At 57.5% G+C, this 16073-nt stretch carries 15 protein-coding genes; 13 read left to right on the top strand and 2 right to left on the bottom strand.

Features of this window, described 5'->3' with window-relative positions; translation table 11 throughout:
- Positions 1-11 precede the first annotated feature (11 nt).
- Positions 12-287, top strand: coding sequence for a YfcL family protein (locus V1566_RS19080; protein WP_395304332.1), 276 nt, complete (start codon positions 12-14; stop codon positions 285-287).
- Positions 288-363: 76 nt separating this feature from the next.
- Here the strand turns inward: V1566_RS19080 and mnmC are convergent, their stop codons facing one another.
- Complete coding sequence (mnmC, locus tag V1566_RS19075; protein WP_395304331.1) at positions 364-2361, bottom strand: bifunctional tRNA (5-methylaminomethyl-2-thiouridine)(34)-methyltransferase MnmD/FAD-dependent 5-carboxymethylaminomethyl-2-thiouridine(34) oxidoreductase MnmC; 1998 nt, start codon at positions 2359-2361, stop codon at positions 364-366.
- A 158-nt stretch (positions 2362-2519) separates the two neighbouring features.
- Here mnmC and fabB point away from each other — a divergent pair, with 158 nt between their 5' ends.
- Both fabB and V1566_RS19065 read left to right on the top strand, forming a co-directional pair.
- On the top strand, positions 2520-3737 hold the full coding sequence (gene fabB, locus V1566_RS19070) for a beta-ketoacyl-ACP synthase I (RefSeq protein WP_023312571.1): 1218 nt from the start codon (positions 2520-2522) through the stop codon (positions 3735-3737).
- A gap of 209 nt (positions 3738-3946) precedes the next feature.
- Positions 3947-5125, top strand: a complete 1179-nt coding sequence (locus V1566_RS19065) for an MFS transporter (protein WP_395304330.1) — start codon at positions 3947-3949, stop codon at positions 5123-5125.
- A 90-nt stretch (positions 5126-5215) separates the two neighbouring features.
- Here V1566_RS19065 and flk read toward each other — a convergent pair whose 3' ends face one another.
- The gene (gene flk, locus V1566_RS19060) at positions 5216-6220 is read right to left on the bottom strand and encodes a flagella biosynthesis regulator Flk (protein ID WP_335245281.1); all 1005 of its coding nucleotides are present in this window, start codon (positions 6218-6220) and stop codon (positions 5216-5218) included.
- Positions 6221-6333: 113 nt separating this feature from the next.
- Between flk and pdxB the strand changes: the two genes are divergently transcribed.
- From pdxB to V1566_RS19010, 10 genes are all read left to right on the top strand, one after another.
- A complete protein-coding gene (pdxB, locus tag V1566_RS19055) occupies positions 6334-7470 on the top strand; it encodes a 4-phosphoerythronate dehydrogenase PdxB (RefSeq protein WP_395304329.1) in 1137 nt (378 codons plus the stop codon).
- A 67-nt stretch (positions 7471-7537) separates the two neighbouring features.
- Positions 7538-8551: an aspartate-semialdehyde dehydrogenase gene (locus V1566_RS19050; protein ID WP_395304328.1), complete on the top strand. Its 1014-nt coding sequence runs from the start codon at positions 7538-7540 to the stop codon at positions 8549-8551.
- Positions 8551-9363: a tRNA pseudouridine(38-40) synthase TruA gene (gene truA, locus V1566_RS19045; RefSeq protein ID WP_023312566.1), complete on the top strand. Its 813-nt coding sequence runs from the start codon at positions 8551-8553 to the stop codon at positions 9361-9363. The genes V1566_RS19050 and truA overlap by 1 nt, the downstream gene beginning before the upstream one ends.
- Before the next feature lie 28 nt (positions 9364-9391).
- Entirely contained in the window at positions 9392-10051 is a 660-nt protein-coding gene (locus tag V1566_RS19040) for a DedA family protein (protein ID WP_029740198.1), read from the top strand.
- A 154-nt stretch (positions 10052-10205) separates the two neighbouring features.
- The gene (gene accD, locus V1566_RS19035; RefSeq protein WP_063145400.1) at positions 10206-11111 is read left to right on the top strand and encodes an acetyl-CoA carboxylase, carboxyltransferase subunit beta; all 906 of its coding nucleotides are present in this window, start codon (positions 10206-10208) and stop codon (positions 11109-11111) included.
- Between the two features lie 70 nt (positions 11112-11181).
- Entirely contained in the window at positions 11182-12450 is a 1269-nt protein-coding gene (gene folC / locus V1566_RS19030; protein WP_395304327.1) for a bifunctional tetrahydrofolate synthase/dihydrofolate synthase, read from the top strand.
- Positions 12440-13126: a cell division protein DedD gene (gene dedD / locus V1566_RS19025; protein WP_063145402.1), complete on the top strand. Its 687-nt coding sequence runs from the start codon at positions 12440-12442 to the stop codon at positions 13124-13126. Before folC ends, dedD begins: the two co-directional genes overlap by 11 nt.
- Before the next feature lie 165 nt (positions 13127-13291).
- Positions 13292-13780, top strand: a complete 489-nt coding sequence (gene cvpA, locus V1566_RS19020; protein WP_000262116.1) for a colicin V production protein — start codon at positions 13292-13294, stop codon at positions 13778-13780.
- Between the two features lie 33 nt (positions 13781-13813).
- Positions 13814-15331: an amidophosphoribosyltransferase gene (gene purF / locus V1566_RS19015; protein WP_024908947.1), complete on the top strand. Its 1518-nt coding sequence runs from the start codon at positions 13814-13816 to the stop codon at positions 15329-15331.
- Between the two features lie 89 nt (positions 15332-15420).
- Positions 15421-15990, top strand: a complete 570-nt coding sequence (locus tag V1566_RS19010) for a UbiX family flavin prenyltransferase (protein WP_029740194.1) — start codon at positions 15421-15423, stop codon at positions 15988-15990.
- Positions 15991-16073: the final 83 nt, after the last annotated feature.

Below are 16073 nucleotides of genomic sequence, written 5' to 3'. Positions count from 1 at the left end.
GAGGAAAGAAGATGATCGCAGAATTTGAATCACGCATTCTGGCGTTAATTGATGACATGGTGGAACACGCCAGTGATGATGAGCTGTTCGCCAGCGGTTATCTGCGTGGTCACCTGACGCTCGCGGTAGCCGAGCTGGAAGCGGGTGACGATCACTCTGCCGACGCCGTTCACGAAGAAGTGACCCGAAGCCTGGAGAAAGCCATTCTGGCCGGGGAGCTCTCTCCGCGCGACCAGTCGCTGGTGCTGGGCATGTGGGACACTTTGTTCCAGCAGGCTAAACGCTAAGTCATCGTATTTCGCCCGGTGGCGCTGCGCTTACCGGGCCTACGAATATCCCCTCAGCCCTATTGGTGAGGGCACCCTACTTAACCTTCTTCCCCTTCAGCAGTTTCCGTACCCACAAGCGATTCGGATTAAGTCCCGCAAGCGTAACCCTGTCCAGCGGAATCGGCTCGTCGCTCATTTGTGCGGCTAACACTTCTGCCAGCAGCGGTGCGGAACACAGCCCGCGAGAACCCAGCCCGCCCAGCATATACAGCTCCGGATAAACCGGCGCGCTTACCGCGTTATCCCGGTTATCAGCAAGGTCCTGATAGGCCTCAAGCGTCGCTTCGTAGTCCGGCACATTTCCCGCCATTGGCAGATGATCGCGGGTGGCACAGCGCACGCCGCAGCGCGCTTCCCCCTCGCTGACGTCAACCTCTTGCGCCCACGCCGCATCCGGGAAACAGTCAATCAGGCGCTGGCGGTTCTGCGCCTGATCCGCGTCGCTGTAGCGCATATCCGTTTCGCCACGATGGTAGCTGGCACCGATGCAGTGATGGCCGTTAGACGGATTTTGCGGCGTCAGATAGCCGTCATAGCACAGCACCTGACGCAGTTTGCTCAGTTCGGGCGCGGAAGGAATATGGCTTACCTGGCCGCCGACCGGATAAACCGGCAGCGTTTCTGTCTGGATAAACTGGCTGATGTTATGCCCGTTTGCCAGCACAACGCTGGCATGGCTCGCCGCTTTGCCATCGGCAAAACGCAGATTCCAGCGTTCTGTCCGGCTCAGCGATTCAACGGTGTGAGCATAATGCGCCGTCAGCCCGCGCGTCTGCGCCAGGGCAATGATCGCCGCAGTCAGTTCAGCCGGGCATAGCCAGCCGCCGAGCGGATACTGAATGCCTCCACACCCGGTTTCTACGCCAGCGGTGTCTGCCACCTCTTGCGCACTTACCGCCCGGGCAAGCTCGTCAGGCAGGCCCAGCGACAGCATCTGCGTGATTTTTTGCTGGCTCTTTTCATCCCAGCCGAGCTGAGTCACGCCGCACCAGTTATGGTCGAACGCCACCGGCAGGGCGTCGTACAGGCGACGGGCGAAGGTAAACGCCGCCGGGAAAAACCGGAACAGGGCCGGGTCGTGCGCGCTTAAAAGCGGATAGAGCGCCCCCTGGCGGTTGCCGGACGCGCCGTTTGCTGGCGCATCGTCAGCACAGTAGAGCGTGACCTGCCAGCCACGGTGGAGAAGCGCGAGGGACAGCAGGGCGCTGGCAATCCCCCCGCCGACTATCGCCACCTCACGTGATGCGCTGGCGCGGCGTGCAAACCAGGGCGCCTGAGCGGGAACGTCCAGCGTCTGTTCCATCCTGCCGACCAGCATGTCGCGCTTGCGGCCAAAGCCTTTGGTCTTCTGCATGGTAAAGCCCGCCTCCTGCAGCCCGCGGCGGACAAAGCCCGCCGAGGTGAAGGTGGCAAGCGTTGCGCCAGGACGCGCCAGCCGCGCCATCGCGCTAAACAGATGCTGGCTCCACATGTCCGGGTTTTTGGCGGGGGCAAAGCCGTCCAGGAACCACGCGTCCACCGTCTGATTCATCGAATCATCGAGCGTATCGGTCAGGTCATTGATGTCGCCAAGCCATAAATCCAGCGTCACGCGTCCGCCGTCCAGAATCAGACGGTGGCAGCCGCCGATGTGAGGCGGCCACTGCGCCTGAAGCTGCTCCGCCAGAGTGGCAAGCTCTGGCCAGCGCTGATGAGCGAGCCGCAGATCGTGCGCAGTGAGCGGGAATTTTTCGAAACTGATGAAATGTAATCTTTGTAGCGTAGCCTCAGGGTGGGCAGCGTGAAACTGGTCAAACGCCTGCCAGAGGGTCAGAAAATTAAGCCCGGTGCCGAATCCGCTTTCCGCGACCACAAACAGGCTCCGCGGATGCTCCGGGAAGCGGGTGCTGAGCCGGTTTCCGTCGAGGAAAACATAGCGAGTTTCTTCGAGTCCGTTATCATTAGAAAAATAGACGTCATCAAAATCTCGGGAAACAGGTGTACCCTCAGCGTTGAATTCGAGGTTGGCGGGTTGTATAGCGTTTTGTTTCACGTAAGTTACTCGTCTGACAGGCAGTGGCACGATCTTAACGATGTGAGTCCATCGGTGCAAATTTCCGCAGAAAATGTCTGATCGGACTTGTTCGGCGTACAAGTGTACGCTATTGTGCGACTCGAAACTTACTATAGTGCGACTTACAGAGGTATTGAATGAAACGTGCAGTGATTACTGGCCTGGGCATTGTTTCCAGCATCGGTAATAACCAGCAGGAAGTCCTGGCATCTCTGCGTGAAGGACGCTCCGGGATCACTTTCTCTGAAGAGTTTAAAGATTCAGGTATGCGTAGCCACGTATGGGGTAACGTCAAACTGGACACCACCGGTTTGATTGACCGCAAAGTGGTTCGTTTCATGAACGATGCCTCTATTTATGCTTATCTCTCCATGCAGGAAGCGATCAAAGATTCCGGCCTGAGTGAAGAGGTTTATCAGAACAACCCGCGCGTGGGTCTGATCGCCGGTTCCGGCGGCTCATCAAAAGCGCAGGTATTCGGCGCTGACGCAATGCGTAGCCCGCGTGGTCTGAAAGCGGTAGGTCCGTACGTGGTCACCAAAGCCATGGGTTCTGCGGTTTCCGCGTGCCTGGCAACCCCATTCAAAATCCACGGTGTGAACTACTCCATCAGCTCCGCGTGTGCGACTTCCGCGCACTGCATCGGTAATGCTGTTGAGCAGATCCAACTGGGTAAACAGGACATCGTCTTTGCTGGCGGCGGCGAAGAGCTGGGCTGGGAAATGGCCTGTGAATTCGACGCGATGGGCGCACTGTCCACCAAGTACAATGAAACCCCTGATAAAGCCTCCCGTACCTATGATGCGCACCGTGACGGTTTCGTTATCGCTGGCGGCGGCGGTATGGTTGTGGTTGAAGAGCTGGAGCATGCTCTGGCACGTGGCGCACACATCTACGCTGAAATCGTGGGCTACGGTGCAACGTCTGACGGTGCCGACATGGTTGCGCCATCCGGCGAAGGCGCGGTACGCTGCATGAAGATGGCGATGCACGGCGTTGACACCCCAATCGACTACCTGAACTCCCACGGTACCTCTACTCCGGTAGGCGACGTGAAAGAGCTGGGTGCGATCCGTGAAGTCTTCGGCGACAACAGCCCGGCGATCTCCGCGACCAAAGCTATGACCGGTCACTCTCTGGGTGCGGCTGGCGTGCAGGAAGCTATCTACTCCCTGCTGATGCTGGAAAACGGTTTTATCGCTCCAAGCATCAACATTGATGAAATGGACGAGCAGGCTGCTGGCCTGAACATTGTGACCAAACCAATGGACGCAACGCTGACCACCGTCATGTCAAACAGCTTCGGCTTCGGTGGCACCAACGCCACGCTGGTAATGCGTAAGCTGAAAGCATAAGTTTTACGTTTGATTCCGGAAGGGAGCCATAAGGCTCCCTTTTTTTTATGCATTGACAAGCGGCTGATCTCACAGGCAAACTTCACCACTCAACATTATCCTCACGATAATGCGTAAGCGTTTAACGTCAACCAACGCACCTTAATCCTGGTAATCAGGAAGAGGGGGCGTGGCATTTCCTCGCCTTACTCTTCATTTCGGAGTAAAGCATGACTGCAGTAACTCAAACAGAAACAACCCCTTCAGCGAACATCTCGCTGTTCCGTATCGCTTTTGCGGTATTTCTGACCTATATGACCGTTGGCCTGCCGCTGCCGGTGATCCCGCTGTTCGTTCATCAGGAGCTGGGCTATGGCAACACCATGGTCGGCATTGCCGTGGGCATTCAGTTTTTAGCCACGGTATTGACCCGCGGTTACGCCGGACGGCTGGCGGATCAGCACGGTGCAAAACGTTCGGCGTTACAGGGGATGTTTGCCTGTGGGCTGGCGAGCGGCGCATGGCTGCTGGCTGCTCTCCTGCCGGTAGACGCCGCGTATAAATTTGCGCTGCTGGTGCTGGGCCGTTTAATCCTTGGCTTCGGTGAAAGCCAGCTGCTGACCGGCACCCTGACCTGGGGAATGGGTCTGGTGGGGCCTGCACGCTCCGGCAAAGTGATGTCCTGGAACGGTATGGCCATCTATGGTGCGCTGGCCACAGGCGCACCGCTTGGGCTGGTTATCAATAGCCATTTTGGATTTGCGGCGCTGGCCGCTACCACGATGGTTTTACCCCTGCTGGCGTGGGCGTTTAACGGTTCGGTGCGTAAGGTGCCCGCGCACAAAGGCGAGCGGCCTTCCCTGTGGAGCGTGGTTGGTCAGATCTGGCAGCCGGGTCTTGGCCTGGCGCTGCAGGGCGTGGGTTTTGCAGTGATCGGTACCTTCGTCTCGCTCTATTTTATGAGCCGCGGCTGGGCGATGGCCGGTTTTACGCTTACCGCGTTTGGCGGCGCGTTTGTGCTGATGCGCGTGCTTTTTGGCTGGATGCCGGATCGCTTCGGCGGCGTGAAGGTCGCGGTAGCATCGCTGATGATAGAGACCGTGGGTCTGCTGCTATTGTGGAATGCACCCGTGGCATCCGTTGCGCTGCTTGGCGCGGCGCTAACCGGCTGCGGCTGTTCACTGATCTTCCCGGCGCTGGGCGTTGAAGTGGTGAAGCGCGTAGCCCCGCAGGTGCGCGGTACGGCGCTGGGCGGCTATGCGGCGTTTCAGGATATCTCATACGGGGTAACCGGGCCGCTGGCCGGGGTGTTAGCCACCTCGTTTGGCTATCCGTCCGTCTTCCTGGCCGGTGCGGTTTCTGCGGTGGTGGGGATCGTGGTGACGCTGGTGGCGTTTCGCAGGAGTTGAGCCGTTGTTGCCGGGTGGCGGCTGTGCCTTACCCGGCCTACGGTTCGAGCCGTTGTAGACCCGGTAAGCGTCGCGCCACCGGGCAAAACCTCAGGCAACCAGCCAGAAAATCGCCAGCGCAATCAGTAGCGCAATAAACATCAACCCCGGACGCGCAGAGAGCGTTCTGAACGTCTCGACGACTGGCGCAAACAGCGGGCTGTAGATTGGCTGAATGTTTCTCACCTCCGGCACGCCGCCTTCACGCTCGGCGCGACGAACGAAGATTTGATTGAGCAGATCCTGCACCTGCGCGGTGGTCAGTACCGTTTGCGGCGTGGCCTGCCAGTTTTGCTGGGCGTAATCCCGAATCACGTCGAACTCATGCGGCTCAAGCGGCTGTTTGAGTGCCGCCTGGACGGTATGCAGGGTAGGGGCATTCTGGGTGCTGAGCGTCTGGCGCGCCTGGAGCCAGGTCACCAGATGAGTAAACTGTTTGGCCGGGATCAGCTCACCCGCCTTCACGCCGGACAGTTCCAGCATGGATTGCCAGATAAGCTTCGTCGGTTCGCCGGTGGCTGCAGCCAGTTTTGTCACCATCTGCTTGAGCGTGTTGTGCTCGGCGGGCAGCAGCGGACGCTCGGTCGCCGGGCGCACCTGAGGCTGCGGAATCGACAGCTCGTTGTTCTGCAGCAGGGTCAGCACGGTTTTGAGCTGGTCGGGCGTCAGCTGGCCCAGCGCGGTCTGACCATACTGCTGGCGAATAAAATCACTCACCGCCTGGCGGTTATTGCCCTGACCCAGCAGCTCCGTCAGCTGAGCGACAATCTGGCGCGTGGTGTGGTTCTGCTGCGCGGTATTGATACGCTGGTTCAGGTTTTGCTCGGCAGCAGGGAAATGGCGCGACTGCAGCGGTGCGTCATTCCTCACGCCTAGATCATGCTTAACCCCGGCCCAGACTTCCGCGTTTTGCTGTGAAGTCAGCGCAATCAGGCGCGTGATCAGTCGCTCCAGCACGGTGCGCTGTTGCGTGGATAGCGGTTGTTCACCGGCAACGTTTGGCGTGACGGGGCCTTCACCCGGAGGGCGTGGCGGCGTACCTGAAATGGGCTGCATCGTCAAAAATCCTTAAAGTCAAAACTCAGCGTAAACCAGGGATACGTATATGCCTGGCGGCCAGATTATGGCACACTTGGCAGGTTTTCTTCCTCTCAAACAGGTACTCAGACGTGAAAATCCTCGTTGATGAAAATATGCCTTATGCCCGTGAGCTGTTTAGCCGCCTGGGTAACGTTAAGGCTGTCCCTGGTCGCCCGATCCCGGTCAACGAACTGGATGATGCAGACGCGCTGATGGTGCGCTCGGTGACCAAAGTAAATGAGGCATTGCTCGCCGGTAAAGCGATTAAGTTTGTCGGAACCGCAACGGCAGGGACCGATCATGTGGATGATAAATGGCTGAAGCAGGCTGGAATCGGTTTTTCCGCCGCGCCGGGCTGTAACGCCATAGCCGTCGTGGAATACGTTTTCTCCTCGCTGCTGATGCTGGCTGAGCGCGACGGTTTTGCGCTGAAAGACCGCACCGTGGGGATTGTCGGCGTGGGTAACGTCGGCGGACGCCTGCAAAAGCGCTTTGAAGCGTTAGGGATCCGCACGCTGCTGTGCGATCCGCCGCGCAAAGATAACGGTGATGACGGCGATTTCCACCCGCTGGATGAGCTGGTAGAACAGTGTGACGTGCTGACGTTCCACACGCCGCTGTTTAAAGAGGGGCCGTATAAGTCGCTGCATCTTGCTGACGAGGCGCTGATCCGTCGTCTGAAGGCTGGCACTATTCTGATAAATGCCTGCCGTGGTCCGGTCGTAGATAACGCCGCGCTGCTGACATGTCTGAATGAAGGACAAGACCTCAGCGTGGTGCTGGACGTCTGGGAACCGGAGCCGGATCTCAACGTTGAGCTGCTTAACAAGGTGGACGTGGGCACGGCGCATATCGCCGGTTATACCCTCGAGGGGAAAGCGCGCGGCACGACGCAGGTCTTCGAGGCCTACAGCGCTTTTATCGGCCATCCGCAGCAGGTGGCGCTGGATACCTTACTCCCCGCGCCTGAATTTGGCCGCATTACCCTGCACGGCCCGCTCGATCAGGCAACGCTGAAAAGGCTGGTGCATTTGGTGTATGATGTGCGCCGCGATGATGCGCTGCTGCGTAAAGTGGCGGGGATCCCGGGTGAGTTTGATAAGCTGCGCAAGAACTACGTCGAGCGCCGCGAGTGGTCTTCCCTGTATGTGATTTGCGACGACGCGGCGGCGGCGACGCTGCTGCATAAGCTGGGATTTAACGCCGTTCATCACCCGGCACGTTAATGTCTTCTTAATGCTCCCTGTCGGATACTCCGACAGGGACGCTTTTTTATTTCTGGAGTAAACCACCATGTCTGAAGGCTGGAACATTGCCATTTTAGGTGCCACGGGTGCCGTGGGCGAAGCCCTGCTCGAAACTCTTGCTGAGCGTCAGTTCCCGGTGGGCGACATCTATGCGCTAGCGCGTACGGATAGCGCGGGTGAACATCTGCGTTTTAACGGTAAATCCGTGATGGTCCAGGATGCGGCAGCGTTCGACTGGACGCAGACGCAGCTGGCATTTTTCGCCGCGGGCGCTGAAGCCACTGCTGCATACATTGAAGAGGCGACCAACGCAGGCTGTCTGGTGATCGACCTGAGCGGCCTATTCTCAATGGAGCCGGATGTGCCGCTGGTGGTGCCGGACGTGAACCCATTTGTGCTGGCTGACTACCGCAACCGTAACGTCATTGCGGTTCCGAACAGCCTGACCAGCCAGCTGCTGACCGCCCTGAAGCCGCTGATCGACGACGGCGGCCTGTCGCGCATTACTGTCACCAGCCTGCTCTCCGCGTCCGCGAACGGCAAAAAGGCCGTTGACGCGCTGGCCGGGCAGAGCGCTAAGCTGCTGAACGGTATCCCGATTGATGAAGATGATTTCTTTGGCCGCCAGCTGGCGTTCAACATGCTGCCGCTGCTGCCGGACCGCGAGGGCTCCGTGCGCGAAGAGCGCCGTATTGTCGATGAAGTGCGTAAAATTCTGCAGGACGATGGCCTGATGATCTCCGCGAACGTCGTGCAGTCCCCGGTCTTCTACGGCCACGCGCAGATGGTCGGTTTTGAAGCGCTGCGTCCGCTGGCGGCAGAAGAGGCGCGCGATGCGTTTGGCCGCGGTGAAGACATCGTGCTCTCTGAAGAGAGCGAGTTCCCGACCCAGGTTGGCGATGCCACCGGTAGCGCGCATCTTTCCGTTGGCTGCGTGCGTAACGATTACGGCATGCCGGAACAGGTTCAGTTCTGGTCCGTTGCCGACAACGTTCGCTTTGGCGGCGCGCTGATGGCGGTGAAGATCGCTGAAAAACTGGTGCAGGAGTACCTGTACTGATGTCAGACGTGGAACAAAAGCCGGTCCATAGAATTGCCCTCGGCATTGAGTACGATGGCAGTAAATATTATGGCTGGCAGCGTCAGAATGAAGTGCGCAGCGTCCAGGAGAAGCTGGAAAAAGCGCTCTCTCAGGTGGCAAACGAGCCGATTAACGTCCTGTGCGCAGGACGTACGGACGCGGGTGTTCACGGTACGGGGCAGGTGGTTCACTTTGAAACCACCGCCGTGCGTAAGGATGCTGCCTGGACCCTGGGTGTAAATGCGAATTTGCCTGGTGACATTGCGGTGCGTTGGGTAAAAGCTGTGCCGGATGATTTTCACGCGCGCTTTAGCGCCACGGCGCGTCGCTACCGTTATGTCATCTACAACCAGCGCCTGCGTCCGGCGGTGTTAAGCCAGGGCGTGACGCATTTTTATGAACCGCTTGATGCCGAACGTATGCATCGCGCGGCGCAGTGTCTGATTGGTGAAAATGACTTTACGTCGTTTCGTGCGGTGCAGTGTCAGTCCCGCACGCCGTGGCGAAACGTCATGCACATAAACGTCAGCCGTTTTGGCGCGTATGTGGTGGTGGATATCAAAGCCAATGCCTTTGTACATCATATGGTTCGGAATATTGTGGGCAGCCTGATGGAAGTGGGTGCCGGACACCAGCCGGAGAGCTGGATTGCAGACCTGCTGGCAGCGAAGGACAGAACGCTTGCGGCAGCCACGGCGAAAGCGGAAGGATTGTATCTGGTCTCGGTAGACTATCCGGATCGGTTTGACCTGCCGAAACCGCCAATGGGCCCGCTGTTTTTAGCGGACTAAACAAAGGTGCAATTAGGGCTTAGACAATATGGACGTAATACGTTTTCTGATTGATTTCATTCTGCATATTGATGTTCACCTGGCGGAGCTGGTCGCGCAGTATGGCGTCTGGGTTTACGCCATTCTGTTCCTCATTCTGTTTTGTGAAACCGGTCTGGTCGTTACCCCATTCCTGCCGGGGGATTCACTGCTGTTCGTTGCCGGGGCGCTATCGGCGTTACCCACTAACGATCTGAACGTTCATCTTATGGTTGTGCTGATGGTGATTGCCGCCATTGTCGGTGATGCGGTCAACTATACGATTGGACGGGTGTTCGGTGAGCGGCTTTTCAGCAATCCTGATTCGAAAATTTTCCGTCGCAGCTATTTAGATAAAACCCATGCGTTCTATGAACGCCATGGCGGAAAAACCATTATCCTTGCACGCTTTGTGCCTATTGTACGCACATTTGCACCGTTTGTGGCGGGAATGGGGCATATGTCCTATCGTCATTTTGCGGCATACAACGTGGTTGGCGCGCTGCTGTGGGTACTGCTGTTCACCTATGCAGGCTACCTGTTTGGCGATCTTCCGATCGTTCAGGAAAACCTTAAGTTGCTGATTGTAGCGATTATTGTGCTTTCCGTACTGCCGGGCGTTATCGAAATCATTCGTCACAAACGTGCGGCGGCAAAACAAGCGAAGTAAATGCACGCTGGCGGTTCGACCACTTTTTTATCCAAAGTTTCGGGCTGTTATGTTTTAATGTGCAACATTCATGGTCTGTTGGAGGCAAAAATGGCATTATTCGCCTCTTATAGCAAAACTGGCATACGACCAGGTTCAGGCAGAAAGGTTATCAATGAGCTGGATTGAACGAATTAAAAGCAACATTACCCCAACGCGCAAAGCGAGCATTCCTGAAGGGGTATGGACGAAGTGTGATAGCTGCGGTCAGGTTCTGTACCGCGCAGAGCTGGAGCGCAACCTTGAGGTGTGTCCTAAGTGTGACCACCATATGCGTATGTCGGCGCGCAACCGCCTGCATAGCCTGCTGGACGAAGGCTCTCTGGTAGAGCTGGGTAGCGAACTCGAGCCAAAAGACGTGCTGAAGTTCCGCGATTCCAAAAAATACAAAGATCGTCTGGCCTCTGCACAGAAAGAGACCGGCGAGAAAGACGCGCTGATCGTCATGAAAGGCACCCTGCATGAGATGCCGGTTGTTGCCGCTGCGTTTGAGTTCGCTTTTATGGGCGGCTCAATGGGTTCCGTGGTCGGTGCGCGCTTCGTGCGTGCCGTAGAGCAGGCGCTGGAAGACAACTGTCCGCTGATCTGCTTCTCTGCCTCCGGCGGTGCGCGTATGCAGGAAGCGCTGATGTCGCTGATGCAGATGGCGAAAACCTCTGCTGCGCTGGCGAAAATGCAGGAGCGCGGTCTGCCGTACATCTCCGTGCTGACCGACCCAACCATGGGCGGCGTCTCCGCGAGCTTCGCAATGCTGGGCGACCTGAACATCGCTGAGCCAAAAGCGCTGATCGGCTTTGCGGGTCCTCGTGTTATCGAGCAGACCGTTCGTGAAAAACTGCCGCCTGGCTTCCAGCGCAGTGAGTTCCTCATTGAAAAAGGCGCCATCGACATGATTGTCCGCCGTCCGGAAATGCGCCTGAAGCTGGCGAGTGTCCTGGCGAAGCTGATGAATCTGCCAGCGCCGAACCCGGATGAACCGCGCGAAGGCGTGGTGGTACCGGATCAGGAACCCGAGGCCTGATAACTGAAAAGGGCAGGGCCGGTTGGCGCTGCCCTTTTGCTTTCTAATCTGTTAATGACAACCGGGCATTATGGAAAATAAAAGCATTCCCCAAGCCACGTCGCCCCTGGCCGCGTGGCTTTCTTATCTGGAAAACCTGCACAGTAAAACCATCGATATGGGGCTTGAGCGCGTAAGCCAGGTCGCCGCGCGTCTTGATGTGCTCAAACCGGCACCTTTCGTGTTCACCGTCGCGGGCACCAACGGTAAAGGTACGACCTGCCGTACGCTGGAATCTGTCCTGATGGCCGCGGGTTACAAAGTTGGCGTGTACAGCTCTCCACACCTGGTCCGCTACACCGAGCGCGTTCGCGTGCAGAACAGCGAGCTGCCGGAATCGGCGCATACGGCCTCGTTCGCGGAAATTGAAGCCGCACGCGGTGAGATCTCATTAACCTATTTTGAATACGGCACCCTGTCGGCACTGTGGCTGTTCAAACAGGCGCAGCTGGATGTGGTGATCCTTGAGGTCGGCCTCGGCGGACGTCTTGATGCGACCAATATGGTGGATGCGGACGTGGCAGTAGTCACCAGCATCGCGCTGGACCATATCGACTGGCTGGGACCAGATCGTGAAAGCATTGGCCGCGAGAAGGCCGGTATTTTCCGCGCAAATAAGCCCGCCGTGGTCGGCGAGCCGGATATGCCGCATACCATTGCTGATGTGGCAAACGAGAAGGGCGCGCGTCTGCTGCGCCGCGGCGTTGACTGGCAGTATGAGGTTCAGGAAAACGTCTGGCGCTTTAGCGATGCCCAGGGCGCGCTGGACAACCTGCCGCTGCCGCAGGTACCACAGCCGAACGCGGCAACCGCGCTCGCGGCACTGCGCGCCAGCGGCCTCGTGGTCAGCGAGCAGGCGATCCGCGACGGCATTCAGAACGCAATTCTGCCCGGGCGTTTCCAGATTGTCAGCGAGTCGCCGCGCCTGATTCTGGACGTGGCGCATAACCCGCATGCGGCGGCGTATCTCGCGGGACGTCTCAAATCGTTACCAAAAACCGGGCACGTGCTGGCGGTTATCGGTATGCTTCATGATAAAGATATCGGCGGGACGCTGGCCTGCATGGAGAGTGTGGTCGATAGCTGGTATTGTGCTCCTCTGGAGGGGCCGCGCGGCGCGACGGCTGAGCAGCTGATGGAACATCTCGGCAAAGGCGCAATCTACAGTAGCGTGGCTCAGGCCTGGCATGCCGCGATGGCGGATGCTAAACCAGAAGATACCGTGCTGGTGTGTGGGTCATTCCACACGGTGGCACATGTCATGGAAGTGATGGACGCGGGGAGAACCGGTGGCGAGTAAGTTTCAGAACCGTTTAACAGGAACCATTGTGCTGGTCGCGCTCGGGGTGATTATTCTCCCGGGTCTGCTCGACGGGCAGAAAAAGCATTATCAGGATGAGTTTGCCGCTATTCCGCTGGTGCCGAAACCGGGTGACCGCGATGAGCCGGATATGCTGCCCGCGGCGACGCAGGCGCTGCCTGCTCAGCCTCCGGAAGGGGCGGCGGAAGAGGTGCGTGCAGGCGATGCCGCCGCACCGTCGCTCGATCCGTCACGCCTGGCGGCAGCGAGCAACAGCGATATCGATCCGGTGCCGGTAGAGCAGCCTAAACCTGTTGAAAAACCGAAGCCGGTTGAGAAGCCGCAGCCGAAACCGCAGCGGGATAAAGCCGCAGAGCAGCTGGCTGCCGCGTCAGAAACCCCACCGCCGGCAAAACAAGACGCGGCACCGACCGGAAAAGCGTACGTTGTTCAGCTCGGTGCGCTGAAAAACGCCGATAAGGTCAACGAGGTCGTGAGCAAACTGCGCAGTGCGGGATATCGTGTTTACACTTCACCTTCCACGCCGGTGCAGGGTAAAATTACCCGTATCCTCGTGGGGCCTGAAGCGTCCAAAGACAAGCTTAAAGGTTCGCTCGGTGAGCTGAAGCAGATCTCCGGCCTGAGCGGTGTGGTGATGGGCTACAGCGCGAACTAAGTACGACCTGCTCCTTAAAGAGAGAGGCGATAAGCCACGGCGTTGAACATTTTTTCAGCGCCTTTTTTATTTACGCGCGGGAAGGAAATCCCTACGCAAACGTTTTCTTTTTCTGTTAGAATTCGCCCCGAACTGGATGACAGGGCGTTAAATCGTGGGACACATATGGTCTGGATTGATTACGCCATCATTGCGGTGATTGGTTTTTCCTGTCTGGTTAGCCTGATCCGTGGCTTTGTTCGTGAAGCGTTATCGCTGGTGACATGGGGTTGTGCTTTCTTTGTCGCCAGTCATTACTACACTTACCTGTCTGTCTGGTTCACGGGCTTTGAAGATGAACTGGTCCGAAATGGAATCGCTATCGCGGTGCTGTTTATCGCAACGCTGATTGTCGGCGCTATCGTGAATTACGTGATAGGTCAGCTGGTCGAGAAAACCGGTCTGTCAGGAACGGACAGGGTGCTCGGGATCTGTTTCGGGGCGTTACGAGGCGTGCTGATTGTGGCCGCGATCCTGTTCTTCCTGGATACCTTTACCGGGTTCTCCAAAAGCGAAGACTGGCAGAAATCGCAGCTCATTCCAGAGTTCAGCTTCATCATCAGATGGTTCTTTGACTATCTGCAAAGCTCGTCGAGTTTTTTGCCCAGGGCATAAACCCTGAGATGTGGCTTAACGAGGAAAAGACGAATGTGCGGTATTGTCGGTATCGCCGGTTTCATGCCGGTAAACCAGTCGATTTATGACGCGTTAACGGTGCTTCAGCACCGTGGGCAGGATGCTGCGGGTATCATCACCATTGATGCAAACAACTGCTTCCGTTTACGCAAGGCGAATGGCCTGGTAAACGATGTGTTTGAAGCCCGCCATATGCAGCGTCTGCAAGGTAATATGGGGATCGGTCACGTTCGTTATCCTACTGCTGGTAGTTCCAGCGCCTCTGAGGCACAGCCTTTCTACGTCAACTCACCGTATGGCATCACCCTTGCTCATAACGGCAACCTGACCAACGCGCATGAGCTGCGTAAAAAGCTGTTCGAAGAGAAACGTCGCCACATTAACACCACCTCTGATTCTGAAATCCTGCTCAATGTGTTCGCCAGCGAGCTGGATAACTTCCGTCACTACCCGCTGGAAGCAGACAACATCTTTGCTGCGATTGCCGCGACAAACCGCCAGATCCGCGGCGCGTACGCCTGCGTGGCGATGATCATCGGCCACGGCATGGTGGCCTTCCGCGATCCAAACGGCATTCGTCCCCTGGTGCTCGGCAAACGCGACCTCGGCGATGGCCGTACCGAATATATGGTTGCCTCTGAGAGCGTGGCGCTGGATACCCTGGGCTTTGAGTTCCTGCGTGACGTTGCGCCGGGCGAAGCGGTCTATATCACCGAGAAGGGCCAGCTGTTTACCCGCCAGTGTGCCGATAACCCGGTCAGCAACCCGTGCCTGTTTGAATACGTTTACTTCGCCCGTCCGGATTCCTTCATCGACAAGATTTCCGTCTACAGCGCGCGCGTCAACATGGGCACGAAGCTGGGCGAGAAGATTGCCCGCGAGTGGGACGATCTCGACATCGACGTGGTTATTCCTATCCCGGAAACCTCCTGCGATATCGCGCTGGAGATCGCCCGTATTCTGGACAAGCCATACCGTCAGGGCTTCGTGAAGAACCGCTACGTTGGCCGCACCTTTATCATGCCGGGCCAGCACCTGCGCCGTAAGTCCGTGCGCCGCAAGCTGAACGCCAACCGCGCGGAATTCCGCGACAAGAACGTTCTGCTGGTGGATGACTCCATCGTTCGCGGCACCACCTCTGAGCAGATTATTGAGATGGCGCGCGAAGCGGGTGCGAAGAAAGTCTACCTGGCCTCTGCTGCGCCGGAGATTCGCTTCCCGAACGTGTACGGCATCGATATGCCAACCGCCAACGAGCTGATCGCTCACGGCCGTGAAGTGGATGAAATTCGCCAGATCATCGGTGCCGACGGCCTGATTTTCCAGGATCTGAACGATCTCATCGACGCGGTGCGTGCCGAGAACCCGGAAATTCAGCAGTTTGAATGCTCCGTGTTCAACGGTATTTACGTGACCAAAGACGTTGACCAGCAGTACCTCGACTATCTTGATTCTCTGCGCAACGACGATGCGAAAGCCGTTCAGATGCAGAACGATCTTGAAAGCTTAGAGATGCACAACGAAGGTTGATGCTCCGGCAAGTGAGGGCGAATGCCCTCACTTGCAACTCCCCGCAAAATCCTGCACAGTCTGCCCTGAAATCAGTAAGGGCGAAAATCATGAAACGACTCATTGTTGGGCTTAGCGGCGCCAGCGGCGCGATTTACGGCGTACGTCTGTTACAGGTTCTGCGTAACGTGGCGGAAGTTGAGACCCATCTGGTGATGAGCCAGGCGGCACGGCAGACCCTCTCTCTGGAAACCGATCTCTCCCTGCGCGATGTTCAGGCACTGGCGGACGTGGTTCACGATGCCCGTGATATCGCCGCCAGCATCTCCTCAGGCTCGTTTAAAACGGCCGGCATGGTTATCCTGCCCTGTTCAATTAAAACGCTCTCCGGCATTGTGAACAGCTATACCGACACTCTGGTAACGCGCGCGGCGGATGTGGTGCTGAAGGAGCGTCGTCCTCTGGTGCTCTGCGTGCGGGAAACGCCGCTGCACCTTGGCCACCTGCGTTTGATGACCCAGGCCGCTGAGCTTGGCGCCATCATCATGCCGCCGGTACCGGCGTTTTATCATCGCCCGACCTCGCTGGATGACGTGATTAATCAGACCGTTAACCGCGTGCTGGATCAGTTTGACATCGACCTGCCTGAAGATCTCTTCACCCGCTGGCAAGGGGCCTGATTCTGTGCACAAACAGAGTGCATGAAAAGAGACGTTGCCCTGTTTCAGGGCAATTATGCAACGGCGATCATATCCTCGACATT

This window comes from Enterobacter sp. ECC-019 (genome assembly GCF_043974075.1).
GTDB lineage: Bacteria > Pseudomonadota > Gammaproteobacteria > Enterobacterales > Enterobacteriaceae > Enterobacter > Enterobacter asburiae_D.
The sequence above is the reverse complement of the archived record's forward strand: the minus strand, read 5'-3'. Positions and strand labels throughout refer to the sequence as shown.